The 25626-nt window shown below is 55.8% G+C and carries 21 protein-coding genes; 11 read left to right on the top strand and 10 right to left on the bottom strand.

Annotated features, from left to right (window positions below; genetic code table 11):
* The coding region (gene asnS, locus ACK5JN_RS08285; protein ID WP_416869714.1) for an asparagine--tRNA ligase at positions 1 to 974 on the bottom strand (974 nt) is incomplete at its 3' end.
* A 170-nt stretch (positions 975 to 1144) separates the two neighbouring features.
* Entirely contained in the window at positions 1145 to 2347 is a 1203-nt protein-coding gene (gene pncB, locus ACK5JN_RS08280) for a nicotinate phosphoribosyltransferase (protein ID WP_416869713.1), read from the bottom strand.
* A 264-nt stretch (positions 2348 to 2611) separates the two neighbouring features.
* On the opposite strand from pncB, the gene pepN reads away from it, so the two are divergent.
* Positions 2612 to 5224 carry an aminopeptidase N gene (gene pepN / locus ACK5JN_RS08275; protein WP_416869712.1) on the top strand — a complete coding sequence of 871 codons (2613 nt, stop codon included), beginning with the start codon at positions 2612 to 2614 and terminating at the stop codon, positions 5222 to 5224.
* Between the two features lie 121 nt (positions 5225 to 5345).
* Here pepN and ssuE read toward each other — a convergent pair whose 3' ends face one another.
* Positions 5346 to 5921 (bottom strand): NADPH-dependent FMN reductase, encoded by a 576-nt coding sequence (gene ssuE / locus ACK5JN_RS08270; protein WP_416869711.1) that lies wholly within the window; start codon positions 5919 to 5921, stop codon positions 5346 to 5348.
* A 251-nt stretch (positions 5922 to 6172) separates the two neighbouring features.
* Here ssuE and pyrD point away from each other — a divergent pair, with 251 nt between their 5' ends.
* Both pyrD and zapC read left to right on the top strand, forming a co-directional pair.
* Positions 6173 to 7183 (top strand): quinone-dependent dihydroorotate dehydrogenase, encoded by a 1011-nt coding sequence (pyrD, locus tag ACK5JN_RS08265; RefSeq protein ID WP_416869710.1) that lies wholly within the window; start codon positions 6173 to 6175, stop codon positions 7181 to 7183.
* Positions 7184 to 7348: 165 nt separating this feature from the next.
* The gene (zapC, locus tag ACK5JN_RS08260) at positions 7349 to 7891 is read left to right on the top strand and encodes a cell division protein ZapC (RefSeq protein WP_416869709.1); all 543 of its coding nucleotides are present in this window, start codon (positions 7349 to 7351) and stop codon (positions 7889 to 7891) included.
* On the opposite strand, the gene ACK5JN_RS08255 is transcribed toward zapC, so the two are convergent.
* Positions 7892 to 9001 (bottom strand): YcbX family protein, encoded by a 1110-nt coding sequence (locus ACK5JN_RS08255; protein ID WP_416869708.1) that lies wholly within the window; start codon positions 8999 to 9001, stop codon positions 7892 to 7894.
* A gap of 98 nt (positions 9002 to 9099) precedes the next feature.
* Between ACK5JN_RS08255 and rlmKL the strand changes: the two genes are divergently transcribed.
* From rlmKL to rmf, 6 genes are all read left to right on the top strand, one after another.
* Positions 9100 to 11205 (top strand): bifunctional 23S rRNA (guanine(2069)-N(7))-methyltransferase RlmK/23S rRNA (guanine(2445)-N(2))-methyltransferase RlmL, encoded by a 2106-nt coding sequence (gene rlmKL / locus ACK5JN_RS08250; RefSeq protein ID WP_416869707.1) that lies wholly within the window; start codon positions 9100 to 9102, stop codon positions 11203 to 11205.
* A 12-nt stretch (positions 11206 to 11217) separates the two neighbouring features.
* Positions 11218 to 13125: an ABC transporter ATP-binding protein gene (locus tag ACK5JN_RS08245; protein WP_416869706.1), complete on the top strand. Its 1908-nt coding sequence runs from the start codon at positions 11218 to 11220 to the stop codon at positions 13123 to 13125.
* Between the two features lie 13 nt (positions 13126 to 13138).
* Entirely contained in the window at positions 13139 to 14398 is a 1260-nt protein-coding gene (gene pqiA / locus ACK5JN_RS08240; RefSeq protein WP_416869705.1) for a membrane integrity-associated transporter subunit PqiA, read from the top strand.
* Between the two features lie 4 nt (positions 14399 to 14402).
* Positions 14403 to 16040 (top strand): intermembrane transport protein PqiB, encoded by a 1638-nt coding sequence (gene pqiB, locus ACK5JN_RS08235; RefSeq protein ID WP_416869704.1) that lies wholly within the window; start codon positions 14403 to 14405, stop codon positions 16038 to 16040.
* A complete protein-coding gene (gene pqiC, locus ACK5JN_RS08230; RefSeq protein ID WP_416869703.1) occupies positions 16040 to 16594 on the top strand; it encodes a membrane integrity-associated transporter subunit PqiC in 555 nt (184 codons plus the stop codon). Before pqiB ends, pqiC begins: the two co-directional genes overlap by 1 nt.
* A gap of 261 nt (positions 16595 to 16855) precedes the next feature.
* Positions 16856 to 17023, top strand: a complete 168-nt coding sequence (gene rmf / locus ACK5JN_RS08225; RefSeq protein ID WP_163448557.1) for a ribosome modulation factor — start codon at positions 16856 to 16858, stop codon at positions 17021 to 17023.
* A gap of 97 nt (positions 17024 to 17120) precedes the next feature.
* On the opposite strand, the gene fabA is transcribed toward rmf, so the two are convergent.
* Both fabA and ACK5JN_RS08215 read right to left on the bottom strand, forming a co-directional pair.
* The gene (fabA, locus tag ACK5JN_RS08220) at positions 17121 to 17639 is read right to left on the bottom strand and encodes a bifunctional 3-hydroxydecanoyl-ACP dehydratase/trans-2-decenoyl-ACP isomerase (RefSeq protein WP_416869702.1); all 519 of its coding nucleotides are present in this window, start codon (positions 17637 to 17639) and stop codon (positions 17121 to 17123) included.
* A 69-nt stretch (positions 17640 to 17708) separates the two neighbouring features.
* The gene (locus ACK5JN_RS08215) at positions 17709 to 19469 is read right to left on the bottom strand and encodes an AAA family ATPase (RefSeq protein ID WP_416869701.1); all 1761 of its coding nucleotides are present in this window, start codon (positions 19467 to 19469) and stop codon (positions 17709 to 17711) included.
* A gap of 184 nt (positions 19470 to 19653) precedes the next feature.
* Here ACK5JN_RS08215 and matP point away from each other — a divergent pair, with 184 nt between their 5' ends.
* A complete protein-coding gene (gene matP / locus ACK5JN_RS08210) occupies positions 19654 to 20109 on the top strand; it encodes a macrodomain Ter protein MatP (protein WP_416869700.1) in 456 nt (151 codons plus the stop codon).
* A gap of 87 nt (positions 20110 to 20196) precedes the next feature.
* Here the strand turns inward: matP and ompA are convergent, their stop codons facing one another.
* Together ompA and sulA are read right to left on the bottom strand one after the other, a co-directional pair.
* Positions 20197 to 21249, bottom strand: a complete 1053-nt coding sequence (gene ompA, locus ACK5JN_RS08205; RefSeq protein ID WP_416869699.1) for a porin OmpA — start codon at positions 21247 to 21249, stop codon at positions 20197 to 20199.
* A 355-nt stretch (positions 21250 to 21604) separates the two neighbouring features.
* Complete coding sequence (gene sulA / locus ACK5JN_RS08200) at positions 21605 to 22114, bottom strand: SOS-induced cell division inhibitor SulA (protein ID WP_416869698.1); 510 nt, start codon at positions 22112 to 22114, stop codon at positions 21605 to 21607.
* Between the two features lie 218 nt (positions 22115 to 22332).
* Between sulA and ACK5JN_RS08195 the strand changes: the two genes are divergently transcribed.
* Positions 22333 to 22938 carry a TfoX/Sxy family DNA transformation protein gene (locus ACK5JN_RS08195; RefSeq protein ID WP_416869697.1) on the top strand — a complete coding sequence of 202 codons (606 nt, stop codon included), beginning with the start codon at positions 22333 to 22335 and terminating at the stop codon, positions 22936 to 22938.
* On the opposite strand, the gene yccS is transcribed toward ACK5JN_RS08195, so the two are convergent.
* Both yccS and ACK5JN_RS08185 read right to left on the bottom strand, forming a co-directional pair.
* Positions 22939 to 25065, bottom strand: a complete 2127-nt coding sequence (gene yccS / locus ACK5JN_RS08190; protein WP_416869696.1) for a YccS family putative transporter — start codon at positions 25063 to 25065, stop codon at positions 22939 to 22941.
* Between the two features lie 18 nt (positions 25066 to 25083).
* Complete coding sequence (locus ACK5JN_RS08185; RefSeq protein ID WP_416869695.1) at positions 25084 to 25530, bottom strand: YccF domain-containing protein; 447 nt, start codon at positions 25528 to 25530, stop codon at positions 25084 to 25086.
* Positions 25531 to 25626 lie beyond the last annotated feature (96 nt).

Genomic DNA, 25626 nt, shown 5'->3' with positions numbered 1-25626 from the left:
TTGCCGCAGTTTTCCAGAATGGTGACGGCATCGGTGTAATCGACCTGGGCAAAATCCGCGGAAACGAAACGCTGCAGACGATCGATAGCGTCTTTATCAACGCGTTCGGCGAAGAATTTCATGTCGTCGGCACGCTCTTCCAGCACCGCTTTGAAGACATACTTCAGCATGGCTTCCGCCAGGCCGGCAATGTCGTTCAGGTTAGCGAAGGCCACTTCCGGCTCCAGCATCCAGAATTCCGCAAGGTGGCGGCTGGTGTTGGAGTTTTCGGCGCGGAAAGTCGGGCCGAAGGTGTAGATTTTGGACAGCGCGCAGGCATACGTTTCGCCGTTCAGCTGGCCGGATACGGTCAGGAACGACTCTTTGCCGAAGAAGTCTTTATCGAAATCCACTTTGCCCTGATCGTTGCGCGGCAGGTTTTCCAGATCCAGCGTGGAGACGCGGAACATTTCGCCAGCGCCTTCGGTATCGGAGGCGGTAATCAGCGGGGTCGATACCCAGAAGAAACCTTGCTCGTCAAAGAAACGATGCAATGCTTGCGCCAGGGTATGACGAACACGGGCAACGGCGCCAATCAGGTTGGTACGCGGGCGCAGGTGCGCAACTTCTCGCAGGTACTCAATGCTGTGACGCTTGGCGGCCATCGGATAGGTATCCGGATCCTCTACCCAACCGGTCACTTCAACATGGCTGGCCTGGATTTCAAAACTTTGACCCTGGCCCTGGGAGGCAACGATTTTGCCGGTAATGATAACCGAGCAGCCGGTGGTCAGGCGCAGCACTTCCTGATTGTAATTGGGCAGAGAATTATTAATAACGGCCTGTACAGGATCAAAGCAGGAACCGTCATAGACGGCGAGGAAGGAAAAGCCAGCTTTTGAATCTCGGCGGGTACGTACCCAGCCGCGCACGGTGACTTCGCTGTCAACGGCTACGCGGCCCTGGAGTACGTCGGCTACAGGCACAACGCTCATAATAGTCTCTCTATTCGTAGTCCAATAAAAAAAATCGTTTTTCCCCGGAACGGCGGGGGGATATCTATGTTACCTGTCATCTTCTATCAGACAAGTAGAATTCGCATAAGGAAGGGGTGTTTTAAGAAATAAATAAAGAAGAAGGGAGCCGTTGGGGCTCCCTTTGGTGATTAACTGGCCTTTTTGATCTGCGGCAGATCAAATGCTTTACGTAATGCGCGAACAAATGCTTTGTCGTGGCAAATGGTTTTCCCCGGGCTGTCGGAGAGTTTCGCCACCGGTTTACCGTTACACTCAACCAGCTTGATCACAATGTTTAGCGGTTTAACCTGCGGGATATCGCAGGTTAAACGGGTGCCAATGCCAAAGCTCAGGTTGATGCGCGGCGAGAAGTGGCGGTAAAGCTCAATGGCTTTCGGCAGATCGAGATTGTCGGAGAACACCAGCACTTTCTCGCGCGGGTCGATACCGAGCTTTTGATAGTGCTTAATGGCCTTCTCGCCCCATTCAAACGGGTCGCCGGAATCATGGCGCAGGCCCTGATAACGGGTGGCGAATTCCGGGCCGAAGTCGCGCAGGAAGGCGTCCATGGTGATGCAGTCGGTCAGCGCGATGCCGAGCCGGTCGGGATACTCTTCCAGCCAGGCGGCCAGCGCCGCGCGCTGGCTAGTGGCCAGATCCGGACTAATTTGCTGATGCGCCTGGAACCATTCGTGTGCCTGAGTGCCCATGGGCGTCAAGGTTAAGCGGCGCGCCAGATCGTAGTTGCTGGTGCCAACAAACCACGGCTCCTGCTGGAGGCGGCTGACGATGGCTTCCTGAACGTCGCGCGAGAAACGGCGGCGGGTGCCGAAGTCCATCAGTTTGAAAGCGGACATATCCAGGTCGGCCGTCATTTGATTAAAGTCGGTCAGCTTATGCTCCAGCATGTCCAGCGCCTGCGCTACGCCGTTCTCCGGCGAACGATAGCGATGAACCAGCTCGCTGATCACCGCCAGCAGCGGCACTTCCCACATGATCACTTCACGCCACGGGCCTTCGAGGCGGATATTCAGCTTACCGTTTTCGTTCGTTACGGTGACCTGTTGCGGATCGTAGCGGAATTCACGCAGCCAGTTCAGGTAGTCCTGCTTAAAGAAAGGCAGCCCGGACAGCCAGCGGTATTCATCCTCACGCAGCGTGAGTGAGCGCATGGCGTCGACTTGTTCGCGAATGGCGTCAGCATAAATGCCCAGCAGATCGTCACCACGGCAGCGGAATTCTGCCGCGACGTTAACGTCGTAGTAGTGGTGGAAAACGGCCTGCTGCATATGCAGTTTGTAGGCGTCTGTATCCAGCAGCGAGTGCAGTACAGGAGAAGCGAATTGTGTCATGGTGCGCAGTAGCATCCTCTCACAGGAGCGTTTAGTACAATAAACAACAGGGGAGAATGGCTGGAGTATACCTTGTTTATCGATTTATTGAACCCCGATCACACCATATGGCACGAAGCGCCTCTTCGCCGTTTTGTGCGGCATGTTGCGTAAATGTATCTATTTTCCCTATTTGACTGGAAAAGATGAAGATTCTGCATAGCGCGTTTAACACAACAGGAATAGACTGGAGGTGACATTTACAAAAGATGCTAAAGGTTTTTTATGACACAACAGCCCCAAGCCAAGTACCGCCACGACTACCGTGCGCCGGACTACCTGATTAGTGATATCGACCTGGCCTTTGACCTGGATGCCGCAAAAACCGTTGTGACCGCGGAAAGCCAGGTTTCCCGTCACGCAGCGTCTGATGTGCCGCTTCGCCTGAACGGAGAAGACCTTACGCTGGTCTCCCTTCATGTTAACGGCGAGCCGTGGGCCGACTATAAAGAAGAAGAGAACCAGCTGGTCATCTCCGGCCTGCCTGAACGTTTTACGCTGAAGATTGTTAATGAAATCAGTCCGGCGGCCAATACCGCGCTGGAAGGGCTGTATCAGTCTGGCGAAGCGCTGTGTACCCAGTGCGAGGCCGAAGGCTTCCGCCACATCACCTGGTATCTTGACCGCCCGGACGTGCTGGCGCGTTTTACCACTAAAATCACCGCCGAAAAGAGCAAATACCCGTACCTGCTTTCCAACGGCAACCGTATTGCCGAAGGCGAGCTGGACAACGGCCGTCACTGGGTGCAGTGGCAGGATCCGTTCCCGAAACCGTGCTACCTGTTTGCGCTGGTGGCGGGCGATTTCGACGTGCTGCGCGATACCTTCAAAACCCGTTCCGGGCGTGAAGTGGCGCTGGAGCTGTTCGTTGACCGCGGCAACCTCGACCGCGCGCCGTGGGCGATGACCTCGCTGAAGAACTCCATGAAGTGGGACGAAGAGCGCTTCGGCCTCGAGTATGACCTCGACATCTATATGATCGTCGCCGTCGACTTCTTTAATATGGGCGCGATGGAGAATAAAGGCCTGAACGTCTTCAACTCCAAATACGTGCTGGCGCGTACCGATACCGCGACCGACAAAGACTACCTCGATATTGAACGCGTGATTGGTCACGAGTATTTCCATAACTGGACCGGCAACCGCGTAACCTGTCGCGACTGGTTCCAGCTGAGCCTGAAAGAGGGGCTGACCGTGTTCCGCGATCAGGAGTTCAGCTCTGACCTCGGTTCCCGCGCCGTGAACCGCATCAGCAACGTCCGCACCATGCGCGGCCTGCAGTTTGCCGAAGTCGCCAGCCCGATGGCGCACCCGATCCGTCCGGATAAAGTTATCGAAATGAATAACTTCTATACCCTGACGGTGTATGAGAAAGGGGCGGAAGTGATCCGCATGCTGCATACGCTGCTGGGCGAAGCGAACTTCCAGAAGGGGATGCAGCTGTACTTTGAGCGTCACGACGGCAGCGCCGCGACCTGCGACGATTTCGTGCAGGCGATGGAAGATGCCTCTAACATCGATCTCTCCCATTTCCGCCGCTGGTACAGCCAGGCCGGTACGCCGATTGTCAGCGTGCACGACGACTACAACCCGGAAACCGAGCAGTACACCCTAACCATCCGCCAGCGTACGCCCGCCACTGCCGAGCAGGAGGAAAAATATCCGCTGCATATCCCGTTCGATATCGAACTGTACGATAACGACGGTAAGGTGATCCCGCTGCAGAAAGACGGGCATCCGGTGCACCACGTGCTGAACGTCACCCAGGCCGAGCAGACGTTTGTGTTTGATAACGTTTACTTCCAGCCAGTGCCGTCGCTGCTGCGTGAATTCTCCGCGCCGGTGAAGCTGGAATATAAATGGAGCGATCAGCAGCTGACGTTCCTGATGCGTCACGCCCGTAACGATTTCTCCCGCTGGGATGCCGCGCAAAGTCTGCTGGCGACCTACATCAAGCTGAACGTTGCCCGCCATCAGCAGGGGCAGCCGCTGTCGCTGCCAATTCACGTGGCCGACGCGTTCCGCGCCATTCTGCTCGATGAGAAGATCGACCCGGCGCTGGCCGCTGAAATTCTGACCCTGCCGTCAGCCAGCGAGATCGCCGAACTGTTTGAAATTATCGACCCGATTGCCATTGCGGCGGTGCGCGAAGCGCTTACCCGCACGCTGGCCACCGAGCTGGCCGACGAGTGCCTGGCGCTTTATAACGCCAACAAGCTCGACAGCTATCGCGTAGAGCATGCGGACATCGGCAAACGCGCGCTGCGCAACACCTGCCTGCGCTATCTGGCGTTTGGCGATCGCGAACTGGGCAACAGACTGGTGAGCGAGCAGTATCACAGCGCCGATAACATGACCGACGCCCTGGCGGCGCTGTCTGCGGCGGTCGCTGCGGAACTGCCGTGCCGCGATACGCTGATGCAGGAGTACGATGACAAGTGGCATCATGATGGCCTGGTGATGGATAAGTGGCTGATTCTGCAAGCGACCAGCCCGGCGGATGACGTGCTGGCGACGGTGCGTAAGCTGCTGAACCATCGCTCATTCAGCATGAATAACCCGAACCGCATTCGCTCGCTGATTGGCGCGTTCGCCGGCAGCAACCCGGCGGCGTTCCATGCGGAAGACGGCAGCGGCTACCAGTTCCTGGTCGAAATGCTGACCGAGCTGAACAGCAAAAATCCGCAGGTGGCATCGCGCCTGATTGAGCCGCTGATCCGCCTGAAACGCTATGATGCTAAACGTCAGGCGCTGATGCGCTCGGCGCTGGAGCAGCTGAAAGGGCTGGAAAATCTGTCCGGCGATCTCTACGAGAAGATTGCCAAAGCCTTAGCGTAACCGGTAGCCCGGACGAGGCGGAACGCCGACTCCGGGGCTTTTCCGCCATCGCTTTTGCGCGACCAGGTGACGTTTATACAAACAAAAACGCCGCGGGCTTTAACCTGCGGCGTTTTTTTTATCAAACATGCGCGGTTTGTCGCACCGCGCTGAAAGCGGGCACCTGAATGTCCCGCCGATGCAGCGCCTGCCAGAACGTCTCCAGCGCGCTGTCCAGCCGCGTGTGCAGGTTCGGGCTGAACTGCGGCTTGTGCTGATAGTCGGTCACCTGGCTATCGTCGGCAAACACACCGTGTAAAATTTCCTGGGCCTTGAGCGCATTGAGCACCGGTTTAAGGGCGTAATCTACCGCCAGCATATGCGCCACGGTTCCGCCGGTGGCGAGCGGCAGCACCACTTTTCCTTCCAGCGCGCGTTCGGGGAGCAGGTCCAGCAGGGCTTTTAACGCACCGGCAAACGAGGCTTTATAGACCGGCGTGGCAATGATCAGCCCATCGGCATGTTTCAACTGCTCGGTCAGCGTTTGCAGCGCAGGGCTATCAAAGCGGGCGTAGAACAGATCCTCCGGGGCAAAATTTTGCAGATGCCAGTGGAAGACTTCCACGTCGGCCGCCGAGAGCTTCTCGCGCGCATACTCCAGCAGGGCGCTGGAACGAGACGGGAAACGTGGGCTACCGGCTAAAGTAATGACGCGCATAATCTCTCCTTATAACTAAAAATATACATTAATTTAAAGTTGATAATATTTACGTCAGTGTCTCAAAGGTGCTCAGGCGCGCGAAATACTTTTTCTGGCGTAGGATTACCAGAAAACGCATATGACGAAGGAAGAAATAAAGGAAGGCGAGGGAAACGATTGCGTTTTTTTTGCCGCAGGTCAATTCCCTTTCTGTGCGAGATCGCACATAATACGCCCCCGGTTTGCACACCGGGAATCCAGGAGAGTTCATGTACTATCCCTTCGTTCGTAAAGCACTTTTTCAGCTCGATCCAGAGCGCGCTCATGAATTAACGTTTCAACAATTACGCCGAGTCACCGGTACGCCGCTGGAAGCGCTTGTGCGCCAGAAAGTGCCGGAAAAGCCGGTGACCTGCATGGGGCTGACGTTTAAAAACCCTCTCGGTCTGGCGGCGGGTCTGGATAAAGATGGTGAATGTATTGATGCCTTAGGGGCCATGGGATTTGGTTCGATCGAGATCGGTACCGTGACGCCGCGGCCGCAGCCGGGTAACGACAAACCGCGTCTGTTCCGCCTGGTGGATGCCGAAGGGCTGATCAACCGCATGGGCTTCAATAACCACGGCGTTGATAACCTGGTCGAGAACGTTAAAAAAGCGCATTTCGACGGTATTCTGGGGATTAATATCGGCAAGAATAAAGATACCCCTGTCGAGCATGGTAAAGATGACTATCTGATTTGTATGGAAAAAATCTACGCCTATGCCGGTTATATTGCGATTAATATTTCATCGCCAAATACCCCGGGGCTGCGTACGCTACAATATGGCGACGCGCTCGACGATCTGCTTTCCGGTATTAAAAATAAACAATCTGAGCTCCAGGAAAAACATCATAAATATGTTCCTGTGGCGGTGAAGATCGCGCCGGATCTTTCTCATGAAGAGTTGATCCAGGTTGCCGACAGTTTAGTTCGCCATAATATTGATGGGGTAATTGCCACCAATACGACATTGGATCGTTCTCTGGTTCAGGGGATGAAACATTGTGATGAAACCGGTGGTTTAAGCGGTCGTCCATTACAATTAAAAAGCACCGAAATTATTCGTATGCTGTCCGCGGAATTAAAAGGTCAGTTGCCTATTATTGGCGTCGGCGGTATCGACTCGGTGGTGGCGGCCCGCGAGAAGATGGCAGCCGGTGCGTCGCTGGTGCAGATTTATTCCGGCTTTATTTTTAAAGGCCCACCGCTGATTAAAGAAATCGTTACTCACATCTAGTCTTTTTCCCAGTAATGTGATCCAGGGCTTTATTTCCGGCCCTGGTTGCTTTATATTTCCCTATTGTTGCTTATTTAGACATATTGGTCTTTTATTATTTAGGGCGACAATAACGCAATGGAAGAAAAGACGCCGCATAGGATGCAAAAATGATGGGGGAGAAAAATGCGAATTAAACCTGATGATAACTGGCGCTGGTATTATGATGAAGAGCACGATCGTATGATGCTCGATTTAGCCAACGGCATGTTGTTTCGCTCGCGTTTTGCCCGCCGCATGTTAACGCCCGATGCTTTTGCGCCCACCGGTTTTTGCGTCGATGACGCCGCGCTCTATTTCTCTTTTGAAGAAAAATGTCGCGATCTGCTGCTGTCTAAAGAACATCGTGCCGAGCTGATCCTTAACGCCCTGGTGGCGATTCGCTTCCTGAAACCGCAAATGCCGAAAAGCTGGCACTTCCGCGCCCATAATAACGGCTGGACGCCGATGACCGGCGATGCGGCCAGCGTCTGGCTGAGCGATGACGACAGCCAGGTGAATCTGCTGGTGGTTGAACCGGGTGAAAATGCCGCGCTGTGTCTGCTGGCTCAGCCGGGTCTGGTACTGGCCGGGCGCACGATGCAGCTTGGCGATCCGATCAAAATCATGAACGACAGGCTGCAACCGCAGCCGGGGCTGGACGGTTACAGCCTGGAACAGGCGGTTTAATTAACGGCTCAGCTTCAGCGCCGTTTTCGGCACGCAGCTACAGCTCAGAATGGTGCCATCGGCGTCGATAGCGCTTTTCTTCAACGGACTCACTTCTCCGTCAACCAGCGTCACGCGGCAGCTGCCGCACAGGCCGGCGCGGCAGGAGTAGGGGATACGAATTCCCTGCTGCTCAAGCTGTTCCAGTAAGACTTGCTGATTATTCCCGCTGAAGGTTTTCCCCTCCCACTCGATATCAACCAGCGCGTTTTGCTGCGCCTGCGGTGCAACGGTGTCGTCGATTTGCCCGGCGGTATACGCCTTTGCCGGCCCGGTCGCGAGGATTTCCACCTCATCGCCCACGCGCACCACGCCGCTGTTGCGGGCAATCAGGTTCTGGCCAAAATCGACGTCGCCGCTGGCCGGGTCGGTACGGAATGACTGTAAAGTGCTCAGCGGCTCGCCGGCAGGGTGCTTTTGCCCTTTCTCCGGGCTGATGGTGGTAAAAACACAGCGGCTGCACGGTTTTACCACGTCGAAGACGACGTCGCCGATGCGAATCGTTTTCCAGCTGTCTTCAGCCCAGGCTTCAACGCCGGTGACCACCAGATTGGGGCGGAACTGTTCTACCCGCACGCTGGCTTTGCAGCGCTGCTGCAGATCGCGCAGCGAGGCTTCGTTAACCAGCAGGAACGGGAAGCCGTCGGCAAAGGAGAGCGGCACGGCATCGTGACGCTTAACGCGGCGGGTAAGGTCTGCGCCGAGCCAGCGCAGCTGAATATCGCGTTTAAAGAACGGCGACAGCCACTGATTAATGGCATCTGGCGCGATACGCGAGGTAAAATGGTTGCCCCAGACTTCGGTCGGCGAGGGCTGGCCGCTGAAATCGGCAAAACGCACCAGCGCGCTGCTGCCGTCGGGTGCGGTGAGATGTAAACCATCGTGCAGGACGGCTGGCGTAAAACGCACCATCGCCGGAAACTGTCGGGCGGTAATAAAGGTGCCATCGGGTTCGGTGATCATAAAAATGCGGTCAAACGCCAACCCGCTAATATCAGCAAAGGCGTGCGTGAGGCCAATCCCCCGCATCGATTTCACCGGATGTATAAAAAGCCTCGATAATGTAGCCACAACGCTGTCCCTGAGTCGAAAATAAGCCTTTAACTTTATGACATGGGGCGCAGATTGGCTATAATGCGCAACAATTTTCTGCGAGTAAAAGTGACGATATGAATTCTCTGTTTGCCAGTACGGCCCGTGGGCTGGAAGAGCTGTTAAAAACTGAACTGGAAGGCCTGGGCGCCCAAGAGTGCCAGATTGCCCAGGGCGGCGTCCATTTCCAGGGCGACACGCAGCTTCTGTACAAAAGCCTGATGTGGAGCCGCCTGGCGTCGCGCATTATGATGCCGCTGGGAGAATGTAGCGTCTGGAGCGATCTCGATCTTTATCTGGGCGTTCAGGCGATCGACTGGACGTCTATCTTCACCCCTGACGCCACCTTTGCGGTGAGCTTTGGCGGCCTGAACGATAGCATTCGTAACAGCCAGTACGGTGCGTTGAAGGTAAAAGATGCGATTGTCGACGCTTTTACGCGTAAAAACCTGCCGCGTCCGAATGTCGATCGCGACAATCCGGATCTGCGCATTAACGTGCGTCTGAATAAAGAGACCGCCTATATTTCCCTCGACCTGAGCGGCGAAGGCCTGCACCTGCGCGGCTACCGCGATCGCACCGGTATGGCGCCGATCAAAGAGAACCTCGCGGCGGCGATCGTGATGCGCTCTGGCTGGGTGCCGGGTACGCCGTTGCTCGATCCGATGTGCGGTTCCGGTACGCTGCTGATTGAAGCGGCGATGTGGGCGACCGATCGCGCGCCGGGGCTGCATCGCGGCCACTGGGGCTTTAGCGGCTGGGCGCAGCACGACGATGCCGTCTGGAAAGACGTTAAAGCCGACGCGCAGACGCGCGCGCGCGCCGGGCTGGCGGCCTATGAATCTCGCTTCTATGGCTCCGATGTTGACAGCCGCGTGGTGGAGCTGGCGCGCAGCAACGCCCGTCGCGCCGGGATTGGCGAGCTGATCACCTTTGAAGTGAAGGACGTCGCCCAGCTGACTAACCCGCTGCCAAAAGGGCCGTACGGCACCGTGATCAGCAACCCGCCGTACGGCGAGCGTCTGGAAAGCGAACCGGCGCTGATTGCGATGCACAGCCTGCTGGGTCGTAATATGAAAAACCAGTTTGGCGGCTGGAACCTGTCGCTGTTCAGCGCCTCGCCGGAATTGCTGAGCTGCCTGCAATTGCGTGCCGAACGCCAGTTTAAGGCGAAAAACGGCCCGCTGGACTGCGTGCAGAAAAACTATCACCTGACGGAAAGCACCGGCGAAAAACCAGCGTCGCTGGCGGAAGACTATGCCAACCGTCTGCGCAAAAATCTGAAGAAATTCGAGAAGTGGGCGAAACAGGAAGGCATTGAGTGCTATCGCCTGTACGATGCCGATCTGCCGGAATATAACGTCGCCGTGGACCGCTACGCCGATTGGGTGGTGGTGCAGGAGTATGCGCCGCCGAAAACCGTCGACGCCAACAAAGCGCGTCAGCGTCTGTTCGATATCATCGCCGCCACCATCGCGGTGCTGGGCATTGCGCCAAACAAACTGGTGCTGAAAACCCGCGAGCGCCAGAAAGGCAAAAACCAGTATCAGAAGATGAACGAGAAGGGCGACTTCATGCAGGTGAGCGAATATAACGCCCGTCTGTGGGTCAACCTTACCGACTATCTGGACACCGGCCTGTTCCTTGACCACCGTATCGCCCGCCGCATGCTCGGCGAGATGAGCAAAGGCAAAGACTTCCTCAACCTGTTCTCCTACACCGGCAGCGCCAGCGTGCACGCCGGTCTGGGCGGCGCGCGCTCGACCACCACCGTGGATATGTCGCGCACCTACCTGGAGTGGGCTGAACGTAACCTGCGCCTGAACGGCCTGACCGGCCGTGCGCACCGTCTGATGCAGGCGGACGTGCTGGCGTGGCTACGCGATACCGACGAACAGTTTGATGTGATCTTTATCGATCCGCCGACCTTCTCCAACTCCAAGCGCATGGAAGATGCGTTTGACGTCCAGCGCGATCACCTGCGTTTGATGAAGGATCTGAAGCGTCTGCTGCGTAAAGGCGGCACCATTATGTTCTCCAACAACAAACGCGGTTTCCGTATGGACCACGACGGCATGGCAGAACTGGGACTGAAAGCACAAGACATTACCCAGAAAACACAGTCGCAGGATTTTGCCCGTAACCGTCAGATCCACAACTGCTGGCTGATTACCGCAGCCTGAAAGGAATAAAGAATGTCATTAATTAGTATGCATGGCGCCTGGCTGTCGTTCAGCGACGCGCCGCTTCTCGATAACGCCGAGCTGCACATTGAGGATAATGAGCGCGTCTGTCTGGTGGGCCGTAACGGCGCGGGCAAATCGACGCTGATGAAGATCCTCAACCGCGAGCAGGGTCTTGACGATGGGCGTATTGTCTACGAGCAGGACCTGGTGGTGGCGCGCTTGCAGCAGGATCCACCGCGTAACGTGCAGGGCAGCGTGTATGACTTTGTTGCCGAAGGTATTGAAGAGCAGGCGGAGTATCTCAAGCGCTATCACGATATCTCGCATCTGGTCATCACCGACCCGAGCGATAAAAATCTGCAGGAGCTGGCGAAGGTCCAGGAACAGCTGGATCACCACGGCCTGTGGCAGCTGGAAAACCGCATTAACGAAGTGCTGGCGCAGCTTGGCCTGGAGCCGGATATGGAGCTGGCGTCGCTGTCCGGCGGCTGGCTGCGTAAAGCGGCGCTGGGCCGTGCGCTGGTGAGCGCCCCGCGCGTGCTGCTGCTTGATGAACCGACCAACCACCTCGATATCGAAACCATCGACTGGCTGGAAGGTTTCCTCAAAACCTTTAAAGGCACGATCATCTTCATTTCGCACGACCGTTCGTTTATTCGCAATATGGCGACCCGGATTGTCGATCTCGATCGCGGCAAGCTGGTGACCTATCCGGGCAATTACGATCAGTATCTGATCGAGAAAGAAGAAGCGCTGCGCGTTGAAGAGCTGCAAAACGCCGAATTCGATCGCAAGCTGGCGCAGGAAGAGGTGTGGATCCGCCAGGGCATTAAGGCCCGTCGTACCCGTAACGAAGGCCGCGTTCGCGCGCTGAAAGCAATGCGTAACGAGCGCAGCGCCCGCCGTGAAGTCATGGGCAGCGCGAAGATGCAGGTGGAAGAGGCATCCCGCTCTGGCAAAATTGTCTTCGAGATGGAAGACGTTAACTACCAGGTCGACGGCAAGGTGCTGGTGAAAGATTTCTCCGCGCAGGTACAGCGCGGCGACAAAATTGCGCTGATCGGGGCCAACGGCTGCGGTAAAACCACGCTGCTGAAGCTGATGCTCGGCCAATTACAGGCCGATAGCGGCCGCATTCACGTCGGCACCAAGCTGGAAGTGGCCTACTTCGACCAGCACCGCGCCGAGTTGGATCCGGACCGGACGGTGATGGACAACCTGGCGGAAGGCAAGCAGGAGGTGATGGTCAACGGTAAGCCGCGCCACGTGCTGGGCTACCTGCAGGACTTCCTGTTCCATCCGAAGCGGGCGATGACGCCGGTGCGCGCGCTCTCCGGCGGTGAACGTAACCGTCTGCTGCTGGCGCGTCTGTTCCTCAAGCCCAGCAACCTGCTGATTCTCGATGAACCGACCAACGACCTCGACGTGGAAACGCTCGAGCTGCTCGAAGAGCTGATCGATGGCTACCAGGGCACCGTGCTGCTGGTGAGCCACGACCGTCAGTTTGTCGACAAGACCGTGACCGAATGCTGGATCTTCGAAGGCGAAGGGCGCATTGGCCGGTATGTCGGCGGCTATCACGACGCGCGCGGCCAGCAGTCTCAGTCGCAGGCGCAAAAACAGACGGCGGCGAAGAAGGCGCCGGAAGTGGTTCAGCCAAAAGCAGAAACTGTCAAACGCGCCAGTAACAAACTAAGCTATAACCTGCAGCGCGAGCTGGAGCAACTGCCGCAGAAACTGGAAACGCTGGAAGCGGAATTAGAAGCGTTGCAGGCGCAGGTGGCTGATGCGAATTTCTTCAGCCAGCCGCATGACCACACCCAAAAGGTGTTGGCCGATCTGTCGCAGGCAGAACAGGCGCTGGAAGAAGCGTTTGAACGTTGGGAATATCTGGAAGCGTTAAAAAACGGCGCCTGATTGAGGACTTTTCATGTGCGATCAACATCATGCTGCGCAGCATATTCTGTGCTCACAGTGCGACATGCTGGTGGCGTTGCCGCACCTTGAGCACCGACATAAGGCCACGTGCCCGCGCTGCGGGACAACGCTGACCACCGTGTGGGACGAGCCGAGACGCCGTCCCACCGCCTACGTGCTGGTGGCGCTATTTATGCTGCTGCTGGCCAACCTGTTTCCGTTCATTAGCATGAACGTGGCGGGAGTGACCAGCCAGATCGAACTGCTGGAAATCCCGGGCGTCATGTTCTCGGAAGACTACGCCAGCCTGGGGACATTCTTTCTGCTGTTTGTGCAGCTGGTGCCGGCGTTCTGCCTGATTACCATCCTGCTACTGGTGAACCGCGTACCGATGCCGCATCGCCTGAAAGCGTTTCTGGCGCGAATTCTGTTTACGCTGAAAACGTGGGGGATGGCGGAAATCTTTCTCGCCGGGGTTCTGGTGAGCTTCGTGAAGCTGATGGCCTACGGCGATATTGGCGTAGGCAGCAGCTTCCTGCCGTGGTGTCTGTTCTGTTTGCTGCAGCTGCGTACCTTCCAGTGCGTCGACCGCCGCTGGCTGTGGGACGATATTGCCCCGATGCCTGCGCTGGCCCAGCCGCTGAAGCCGGGTATCACCGGTATGCGCCAGGGGCTGCGCTCCTGCGCCTGCTGTACGGCCATTTTGCCGGTCGACCAGCTGGAGTGTCCGCGCTGTCACAGTAAAGGTCATGCCCGTCGAAAACACAGCTTGCAGTGGACCATGGCGCTACTGGTGACGTCGATCATCCTGTATCTTCCCGCCAATATTCTGCCGATCATGATTACCGATCTGCTGGGCGACAAAATGCCCTCGACGATTATTGCCGGGGTGATTTTGCTGTGGAGCGAAGGCTCATACCCGGTGGCGATGGTGATTTTCATCGCCAGTATTATGGTCCCGACGCTGAAGATGATCGCTATTGCCTGGCTGTGCCTGGACGCCAACGGTCTGAAGCGGCGCAACCGTGACAGCGAACGAATGCACTTAATCTACGAAGTGGTGGAGTTTGTTGGCCGCTGGTCGATGATTGATGTGTTCGTCATTGCAGTGCTCTCCGCGCTGGTGCGTATTGGAGGGTTAATGAATATTTATCCGGCGATTGGTGCGCTGATGTTTGCGCTGGTTGTCATTATGACCATGTTCTCGGCAATGACGTTTGATCCTCGGCTGTCGTGGGATCGGGAACCTGAATCAAGCCATGAGGAGTCGTAAAAACATGGAAACCAAGAGTGGGGAGGCAAAAGTGCAGAAAGTGAAAAACTGGTCTCCCGTTTGGATCTTCCCGATTGTGACCGCGCTGATTGGCGCCTGGATCCTGTTCTATCACTATAGCCATCAGGGGCCAGAGGTGACGCTGATCACCACCAATGCGGAAGGCATTGAGGGCGGTAAAACCCGGATTAAAAGCCGTAGCGTTGACGTTGGCGTGGTCGAAAGCACCACCCTGACCGACGATCTGACGCACGTTGAAATTAAGGCGCGTCTGAACTCCGGAATGGAAAAACTGCTGCATAAAGACTCTGTCTTCTGGGTCGTGAAGCCGCAGGTGGGGCGTGAAGGCATTAGCGGCCTTGGCACGCTGCTCTCCGGAGCTTACGTCGAGCTTCAGCCGGGCAGCAAAGGTCCGGTGCCGGATGAGTATGAGCTGCTGGATTCGCCGCCGCTGGCGCCGCCGGATGCCAAAGGCATCCGCGTGCTGCTCGACAGCAAAAAAGCCGGGCAGCTTAGCCCCGGCGATCCGGTGCTGTTCCGCGGGTATCGCGTGGGGTCGGTAGAAACCAGTACCTTCGATCCACAAACCCGCAGCATCAGCTATCAGCTGTTTATCAGCGCGCCGAACGATCGGCTGGTGACCAGCAACGTTCGTTTCTGGAAAGACAGCGGCGTGGCGGTGGATCTGACCTCTGCCGGGATGCGCGTTGAGATGGGCTCGCTGGCGACGCTGTTCAGCGGTGGCGTCAGCTTTGACGTCCCGGAAGGCGTCGAACTGGGGCAGCCGATTGCGGAAAAAACGGCCTTTAAGCTCTACGACGATCAAAAAAGCATTCAGGATTCGCTCTATACCGAGCACATCGATTACCTGATGTTCTTTAAAGATTCAATTCGCGGCCTGCAGCCGGGCGCGCCGGTTGAGTTCCGCGGCATTCGTCTGGGTACCGTGGCGAAGGTTCCTTACTTTGTACCGGGCCTGCGCCAGTCGATCACCGATGACTATCGTATTCCGGTGCTGATTCAGATTGAACCGGAACGCCTTGCCGCCCAGTTTGGCGATAGCCCTGACGTGCGCGGACATCTGCCGATGCTGATTGAGCGCGGGCTGCGCGCGGCGCTGAAAACCGGTAACCTGGTGACCGGGGCGCTGTATGTGGATCTGGATTTCTATCCAAAAGAGCCGGCGATCGCAAAAATGAAAGAGTTCAACGACATGGGTATTATTCCCACCGTCAGCGGCGGTCTGGCGCAGATCCAGCTACGCCTGATGGATACGCTGGATAAAATCAACAATCTGCCGCTGGCGCCGATGGTGCAACAGGCGACCAACACGCTGTCTGAAAGCCAGAATACGATGCGCCATCTGCAGGCGACGCTGGATAATCTGAACAAGATTACCGCCAGCCAGTCCGCACAGCAGCTGCCGGGCGACATGCAGAAAACGCTGCGTGAGCTGAACCGCAGCATGCAGGGCTTCCAGCCGGGCTCCGCGGCCTATAACAAGATGGTGGCCGATATGCAGCGTCTGGATCAGGTGCTGCGTGAACTGCAGCCGGTGCTGAAGACGCTTAATGAGAAGAGCAACGCGCTGGTATTCGAAGCGAAGGATAAAAAAGATCCAGAGCCTAAGAGGGCGAAATAATGAAAAAATGGTTAGTACTGGCTGCGGCCTGCCTGTTGGCGGCCTGCAGCAGCACGGAGAACAAAACGTACTACCAGCTGCCGCTGGCCACCGGAACGGTACAAAACGGCGTCAGCGCCAGCCAACGTCTGCTGTGGGTTGAGCAGGTCAGTATTCCTGACTTCCTCGCCGGTAGCGGCGTGGTCTATCAGACCAGCGACGTGCAGTATGTGATTGCCAGCAATAATCTGTGGGCGAGCCCGCTGGATCAGCAGCTGCGTACCGCTCTGGTCTCCAACCTGAGCAATCAGCTGCCGGGCTGGGTGGTTTCATCGCAGCCGCTGGGCAGCGACCAGGATACGCTGAACGTGTCGGTAAGCGGCTTCCATGGCCGCTATGACGGTAAAGTGGTGGTGAGCGGAGAATGGCTGCTCAATCATCAGGGGCAGTTGACCAAGCGTCCGTTCCACATCGAACTGGCGCAGCAGCAGGACGGTTATGATGCGATGGTGAAAACGTTAGCCCAGGCCTGGAGCCAGGAAGCGGCGTCGATTGCGCGTACTGTCAATCGTTAACTATAAGTAGAATTAATTGTTCTAAGGGCCGTCGCCGGTGCACAACCGGCGGCGGTTTTTTTATACCTGAGGTCAGCGGCTTACCTGTGCCGCCTCACATTTTTTGTACAAATGTTCTTCTGAGTAGCTCACAAATATGACATTGGCATGAATTCTACGCATTGACGGGGCCATTTTTTAGCGGTATTCGTATTACGTGGTTGCATACTTTGTAGCCACTGTTTTCTTTTCCACCAGACCAAGATATGAGGGAAACGAGGCATGAAGAGACAAAAACGAGATCGCCTGGAGCGAGCACATCAGCGTGGATATCAGGCCGGAATTACCGGGCGACCGAAAGAAATGTGTCCGTACCAGACTATAAACCAGAGGTCTTACTGGCTGGGAGGCTGGCGAGAAGCCATGGAGGACAGGGCAGTAATTGCCTGACACTGTCTCTTTAAAAAGAAACCTCCGCGTTGCGGAGGTTTCGCCTTTGGATTCATCGCGATCATTCATCAACCGCACAGGGCGGTATGACATCGCATCAGAATGCAGAAGTGTCCTGGAACAGACCTACTTTCAGGTCGGTCGCGGTGTAGATCAGGCGACCATCAACCAGCACTTCACCATCCGCCAGGCCCATAATCAGACGACGGTTAACCACACGCTTGAAGTGAATGCGGTAGGTCACTTTTTTCGCGGTCGGCAGAACCTGACCGGTGAATTTCACTTCACCTACGCCAAGCGCGCGGCCTTTGCCTTCGCCGCCCAGCCAGCCGAGGTAGAAGCCGACTAACTGCCACATTGCATCCAGGCCCAGGCAGCCAGGCATTACCGGATCGCCGATAAAGTGGCATCCGAAGAACCACAGGTCCGGGTTGATATCCAGCTCGGCTTCAACGTAACCTTTGTCAAAATTGCCGCCGGTTTCGGTCATTTTTACGACACGATCCATCATCAGCATGCTAGGTGCCGGTAACTGCGGGCCTTTAGCGCCGAACAGTTCACCGCGACCAGAGGCAAGAAGGTCTTCTTTTGTATAAGATTCGCGTTTATCTACCATGTTTTCAGTAAGCCTTATTTTAAGTTCGGGACGCAGGATAGCTAACACGTGTACGCTGAACAAGTCCGATCAGTTGGAATGTGAGCGGTTTAACCAGCGTAACGGCCACGGATAGCGGTTGCGGGGCTCCTGCTGCGTAGCTTGTGCGATGCGTTCCTGAATAGTTTGCAACAGCGTCTGACCTTCGCCGTCCCAGTTGAGCTGCGTCAGAAGCGGCAGCGCATCGGTGACGTCATCAATGGCCCAGATAGAGAACTCGCCGGCTTCGACGGCTTCCTGCACCTCAGAGGCAAGGCTTAGGTGGCGCACGTTGGCTGAAGGGATAATCACCCCCTGCTTGCCGGTCAGGCCGCGCTGGGCGCAGATAGCGAAGAAACCTTCAATTTTTTCGTTCAGCCCGCCGACGGGCTGAGCGCGACCAAACTGGTCAACGGAGCCGGTCATGGCAATGCTCTGATTGATGGGCACGTTTGCCAGGGCGCTAATCAGCGCGCATAGCTCGGCCATTGAGGCGCTATCGCCATCGACTTCGCTGTAGGACTGTTCAAACGTTAGCGAGGCGGAGAAGGGGATCTGCTGATCCAGATCCAGCTCGGCCATCAGGAACGCCTGCATCAGCATCATGCCCTTGGCGTGAATATTGCCGCCAAGCTCGGCTTTACGCTCGACGTCGGTAAATTCCCCGTCGCCAATATGCACCACGCAGCTAATGCGTGAAGGCTCGCCAAACGGGCGCGGATGGCCAGGGAAATCAATGACCGACAGGGCATTAATCTGACCAATGCATTCGCCTTCGGTTTCAATCAGGATTTGCTCAAGCAGGATTTCATCCTGCATACGTTCGGCAAGGAAACCTTCGCGCCACTGACGCTGGGTCAGCATGGTTTTCAGCTGCTCGGCGTTAATGACATCGTCTGGGGTAAACGGTGCGGCTTCGCGCAGCTGACGGCTAATCCACAGCGGGCAGAGCGGCATGATCTCCTGATCGCCGGTATAGCGCGCGCCTTCCTGCATCAGCAGAGGCCAGGCATCGGCCGTCAGCCCCGGCAGGGACTTCTCACGTGCTACCTGCCACACCCACTGACACCACTGACGTAGCGTCTCTTCGTCGGCAAGCTGCAGGCTATCTTCGAATTCACTGTACAGCGAGGACTCGGTCAGCTCGGGTTCCATCTCCTGGAAGTCGGCCAGCGATTCGCGTTCGCCCACCAGGATAACCTTCAGGCTGATTGGCATGGACGGAATGCTGACCGGCAGTGGACGAGCATCGTCAAAGGTCAGCCAGTCAAAGCGCTGCTGCAGCACCTGATTCTTTAACCGCATCCACAGCAGCGGCTGCGCCATCAACGTGCGCAGCGGCAGCACGAGGATACCGCCATTGGCCTGATGCACGAGGCCCGGCTGGAGGCTGATTTCACCGTTAAACTGACGAATGCAGCCGAACAGCTGCTCGGCTTCAACCCAGTCGGCAAAAATAACCGGACCCTGGCTGGCAAATGCAGCTTCGGTGCTTTGTGCTGGCGTCATCGTGACTTTGCCGCCGGTCACCTGATAATCAACGCCGGTCAGGGTTGATTCGTCGCTGTCGCGCAGCGAGCGGGTAGTTTGCGTCAGCAGCTGCAGATATTCTTTTTCTTCTGGCGCTTTGACCAGTAAGAAAGGGGAGACGCCCTGAGGGTGCAGAAACTGCTCAAGCGCGTAATGTAAACGAGCCTGAAGCTCGCTGAATAAAGAGTCGTTTTCTGAGGCTAAATCAGGCTGGGCAAATAGCGCCTGGAATGCTTCAGTCGCGGGGGCGAGAAAGCGCCGGGAAAGAGTATTTATAGTCAATGTCGCTATTTTTAGTCAGATGTAAAGTGCGTGATTATACCTGATGCCGCCGGGAAGCTCACGGAGAATAGGGAAGTATCTTTATCCGCGGCGTTTATCCGCATCACAGTTGCAGATTTCTTCTCAGCACATTGAGAAAAAACTGTTATCCTGAAAAGAGTTACACGGTCACACTGAGATCGCAATGAAATATCAACAACTGGAAAATCTTGAAAGCGGCTGGAAGTGGAAATACCTGGTGAAAAAACACCGGGAAGGCGAGCCTATCACCCGCTACATTGAAGCCAGCGCCGCGCAAGAGGCCGTCGATGTTTTGCTCACGCTGGAACACGAACCGGTTCAGGTTAATAGCTGGATTGCCCAGCATATTAATCCGCAGCTGGTAAATCGTATGAAGCAGACGATACGTGCGCGCCGTAAGCGTCATTTTAACGCCGAGCATCAGCATACCCGCAAGAAATCTATCGACCTGGAATTTGCGGTCTGGCAGCGGCTGGCAGGGCTGGCGCAGCGTCGCGGTAAAACGCTCTCAGAGACCATTGTTCAGCTGATTGAAGATGCGGAAAATAAAGAGAAATACGCAAGCAAGATGTCCAGCCTGAAGCAGGATCTTGAGGCGATGTTAGGCAAAGAAAAATAGCGTCAGAGCTGTGCCGGTATGCTATGCCGGCAGAGAAAAAGGCCAAAAAAAACCCCGCAGCGCGGGGTTTTTTTACGAGACGAGAACTTAAGCCGCTGGCTGAGTTACAACGTCTTTAACGCCTTTAACTTCGATCTCTACGCGACGATCCGGGCCCAGGCAGTCGATCAGTGCAGCGCGAGCTTTCACGTTGTCACAGGTGTTGCCGGTAACCGGGTTGGATTCGCCCATGCCACGTGCGGAGATTTTGTCAGACGGGATACCTTTGGAGATCAGGTAATCAACAACGGACTGAGCACGTTTCTCGGACAGACCCTGGTTGTAAGCGTCAGAACCGATGCGGTCAGTGAAGCCCAGAACAACTACGGAACCGTCTTTCGGATCCAGGTTGCTCAGCTGGGAGTACATCTGATCCAGAGCCTGCTGACCTTCCGGTTTCAGGGTAGCTTTGTTGAAGTTGAACAGAACGTCAGACTTCAGAGTGAAGTGTTTGGTCTGTACTTCTGGAGCCGGAGCCGGAGCCGGAGCAACTACCGGAGCTGCTTCCTGCTGGCCGAAGCGGTAGGAAACACCTACGCTCAGCATGCCGTTGTCCGGACGAACACCGATGGTGTTGCCGTCACCGATGTTGTTAACCCACTGGTATTCCAGACGAGTAGCGATGTCGCGGGTCATTGCCCACTCCAGGCCGCCAGCGAATACTGGGGAAACGCCGGTGTCGTGGTTTTTACCAATCTGGTTGTTGTTGGAGTCTGCACGCCAAACCATACCACCCAGACGGGTGTAGATGTCCAGATCGTCAGTGATCGGGTAACCCAGTTTAGCAGTCAGCTGAACGCCCTGAGCTTTCAGTGCGCCATTAGTCTGGCTGCCGGTGTATTCCATACGGCCCAGCCAGTCGTAACCCATTTCGAAACCAACGTACGGGTTAACCTGGTAACCACCGAAGGCACCTGCGCCCAGCTGGCTGTTGTGGGTAGAACCGTTGTTGTTCAGATCGCTCTGGTACCAACCGGTGTCATGGAACTGGGACCAACCCAGTTTACCACCTGCATACCAGGTATTGTCTTTCGGAGCGGCCTGCGCTACGGAAGCGAAGCCTGCCAGTGCCACTGCAATCGCGATAGCTGTCTTTTTCATTTTTTGCGCCTCGTTATCATCCAAAATTTGCCATGAAGTTCTAATTAGACTCACGGTTAAATCCTTCCACCGGGGGCGGGGCTTAGTTAATTACTCAGCAGATATCTGCGGTGTTAAGCTGAGCACCCCTGGCGATATAAAGTCTACAACGTCGTTGGAAACTTACAAGTGTGAACTCCGTCAGGCTTATGAAAAAAAAAGACTTGTATACGCAATATTTAACAAGTGTGTCGAAAAAATAATCAATGTAAAATACTGGAAACCGCATCAGACCGGGATTCTGCCTGTTATTGCTCATAAAAACGGACAGCTAAAAAAAATGCAAAAAAAATCCCAGGAAAATTCCTAATTTCGCTTAATGGTACAAATTCGAGTGAATTTTTAGCCCATTAAATTGTCCTGTTGGATGTAACGTGGACTGAACTGGTCGCATAATGAACACCATCGCGTTACCTTCTTCTGCTGCGCTTTGTAAACGAGCGTGTTCCTCTACGGAAAGTTCTTCCGTCAGCCAGCCAATAACGACGCTATAATTGCCGGTACGTGACGCGCGAACCATCGAGTCGAGCATATCGCAGGGCGACATCTGGCGAAGCTGCATGACTTTTGTCAGCGGTAGGCCTGATGCCTGGACCCACTGGCGGCTCAGTTTCTGTTGCGGGGTGAGCCACAGCTGCCAGCGCGATTGCTGCCCAAGCTGCTGCAACAGCGGCAACAGTAATAATTGCGCCATCATGGGCTGATCTTCGCGATAGAGGACTTCGCTAATTAAGGCCGCAGGGGCGCTATTTACCGGAGTAAAAGCGTGAGAAGCCGTTGTGGCAGCTGCAATAGAAGAACGATTTACGACACCAGAAGTATACATAGCTAATCCAACCTTGTGGGTTACTGTATGAATATACAGTACTACCCCAGTATCTAAAGATCAACCTCATTTTCTGAAAGCATCTCGCAAAATTGCACACCAAATACCCACGAACACAAATTCATCTTGCCGTACCGGTTGATCTTCCCTATGTTGCTTGTTATCTGATCGATTAACAAATCTGATGTATTCATGTGCATGATTATTAAGGATTAATCATGAAGATAATCTCGTATAAACGGATTTACCAGTCCCAGCAATATTTCTCATCGTTAGGAAAGGTGAAGTCTCGGGCGCTGTTTGGCGGCTATAGTCTGGCCGTCGACAACACCGTCTTTGCCATGGTCGCAGAAGGTGAACTGTACCTGAGGGCATGCGAAAAAAATGCGCAGTATCAGGCCCAGCATTCGCCGCCTCTGTTAACGGTACGTAAACGAGGGCATACCCAGCAGCTCAATTATTTTCGCGTGGACGAGAGGCTATGGTCGAATAAATCCGTCCTTCTCCAGCTGGGGCTGTTCGCGCTTGAAGATGCACAAAGTGAAAAGTGGCGACGACGGCATTTACGGCTTAAGGATCTGCCAAATCTCTCTTTTCATATGGAGTTACTGCTGCATGAGGCCGGTATTAAAGATGTGCGTACGCTGCGGCAGATGGGGGCGAAGACGGCGTGGATGCGGCTTCGCCAGATTCGTAAACAGCTGAGCGTGAATGTGCTGTACTCGCTGGAAGGGGCGATTATCGGCGTTCATGCAGCCGCGCTCCCGGCGGCGACGCGCCAGGAGCTGGAAGACTGGGTACAAAATTATACCCAGGGAAGGTAGTCAGGCCAGCACCTGCTTTTGCAGGCGGCAGATTTCAGGTAGCAGTGAAATCATCAGGCCTATCTGTTGCAGTACCAATGGTTCTTTGCTGTCCGGCCGCGGATCGAGATGGTGGATCCGCGCCGCGAGCCCGCTTAATGCTTGCTGAACTCGTTCTTCATCGGCAGGCAGATGATGCAGCGCATCGTCGACGTAGCAGACGGCATCGTCCAGAAGCGCCAGAATTTCTGCCGTGCTTAATTTCTCACGATGAGCGCCCAGCGCGGAGATGTAGCTGGTGAGCGTGTGGTTGAGGCACAGCAGGCGAAACGCGGTTTCTCGCATCTCGGGGGTGACTTTGGGCTCGGTCGACATATTCGAGACCACCGATGCCAGCTCCGCATCGCGATTATGCGCATCGCGGCGGGCGATACGGTAGGCCAGACGGTTATCTCGCCCCTGATGATACTGCTCGAGAATCGCATCCAGATAGCGGCAGTTGGCGTTGACGGCGCGCGCCAGCACGCGTGGCAGGTTGCGGAACTTCCAGTCCGGCCAGATGAAGCTCACCGCCAGCCAGGCGATACCGCAGCCAATCAGCGTATCCACCACGCGCGGCAGCGCCACCTCGAAGCCTTCGCCAAGCAGGTTAAAGCACAGCAGCACCAGCAGGGTGATAAACATGGTGGCATGGGCATACTGGACGTTGCGGAAGGCAAAGAACAGCACGCCGGTGACGACAATCAGTATCAGCTGGCCTTCCAGCGAAGGCACCAGCCAGAGGATAGGCAGGCCCAGCGCCACGCCGACCAGCGTACCGATAATACGCAGCGCCAGGCGGTGGCGGGTAGCGTTGTAGTTCGGTTGGCAAACGAACAGACTGGTCAGCAGGATCCAGTAACCGTGCTGTAGACCGGTGAACTGAATAAACGCATAGCCTACGCACAGCACCACCGACATACGCACCGCGTGGCGGAATAGCGCCGATTCGGGTGACATATTGCGGCTCAGGCGCGAGCGGATATCGTCGAAACCGTGCAGGCTATCGTCGGCAAGAATATTTTCAGTCTCGCTTTTCGTTTGCGACTGCAGCTGCTCAGACTCAATGGTGGCGAGCTGGGCGTCGATTGCCCGCAGGTTATTGAGCAGGAAGCCCAGCGCTTTCATTTGTTCCGGCGCGGTGCCGCTGGCGCGTACGCGATCCAGCGCGGCGTCGAGATGGGTGAAGGCGCGTTCAAAGCGGGCGTCGTGCTGGTACGGCGTGCGTAGCAGAATGGCCTTCGCCAGATCCTGACAGGCCATTGACTGCATAGAGAGCAGACGCTGGAAGCGGAACATCACGTCGCTATAGCGGAACTGGTCGCGCAGCGCCTGATATTGAATGTGCGACGAACTGGCGCGTTCGTGAATATCCTGGGCGACGAAATAATAGTGCAGCGTACGGCGGGTGCTGCGCTGGCCGCGATCGCCACGCAGACGCGTTAATAACGACGCCTTGGTCTGGTTAAGCGTGGCGACTAGCTGCCCGTTCGCCAGCGCCAGCTCATACAGCGGCGCCTGGTTGTCATCGTCAAGATCCGGGTCAAACAGCCGGGACTTCAGCTCCAGGTAGTGCGCCAGCTGTTCATAGCTGCGAGCGAGGTTATCCTGCAACGGGCGAATGGGGAAAATCAGATGCCCGGTCAGCGTCAGCAGGTTGTACCATACGGCACCGGCAATCAGCAGCAGCGGCTGCTGGTACCAGTGGGCGTACAGCGACACGCCGAGCATGGTGTAAATGGCAATCAGCAGCGCGCCGAAGGCGATGGTGGCATAGCGTTGCCCCAGCCCGCCCAGCAAAATAAAACCAATGGTTGAGAGGGTGAGGCCCAGCGCAAACAGCCACGGCCAGGGAAACAGCAGTTCTACCGATGCCGAGGCGATAAAAAAGCAGATCAGCGTGATAACCAGGTTACGCAGCCGTCCGGTCAGGCGATCGTCGAGGTCCGTGAGCGCAGCGGCGACCACCCCAAGAGTAAGCGGGATGGTCAACTTTGCGTCGCCCAGCCACCAGGGCAGGGCGGTAGTGCCGATTAAGGCAATAAATATCCTGGCGTTATACAGCCAGGTACTGTTCCATGTATAACGGCGAAGCAACGGGCTTAGCATAGCGATTAATCGTCCTGATTACTGGAAACGGCGGCGGGCATTCGCTTCACGCGCGGCGCGCGCGACTTCAACGGGCACCACCCGGCGTCCAACCGGCCACAGGGCAATGGCGGCGATTTTAAAGTTCGCAATGCCGACCGGGATACCAATAATGGTGATGCACTGGGCGATACCGGCCATAATGTGCGTCAGGCACAGCCACCAGCCGAACAGCACAAACCACAGAATGTTCAGGACGGTGCCGCCCGCATTCATCACGCCGCTTTTGGCGCCAGGTTCCAGTTCATCGACGTGTACCGCTTCGTTGCCGTACGGCACCAGCGACAGCTTAGTGATTTCCCAGCATGAGCGGGTGAGCGGTAGCGTAATAACCAGCACGATGCTGACCAGGGTTGCCAGCAGCCAGCCCAGCGTTGTCAGAAAACCACCTAATACAAAATTCAAAATATTCAGAACAGTACGCATAAATCCTCACTGCAGCGCTGTGAATAATAAGACCTGTTGATTGTAACGTTTTTTTAGGCTGGAGCACCTATTCTCTGGCGGTTACACTGTGAGATA

This window comes from Kluyvera sp., from assembly GCF_047971185.1.
In the GTDB taxonomy this organism is placed as follows: Bacteria; Pseudomonadota; Gammaproteobacteria; order Enterobacterales; family Enterobacteriaceae; genus Kluyvera.
Note: the sequence above shows the minus strand (reverse complement) of the source record. Positions and strands in the feature narration are given on the sequence as shown.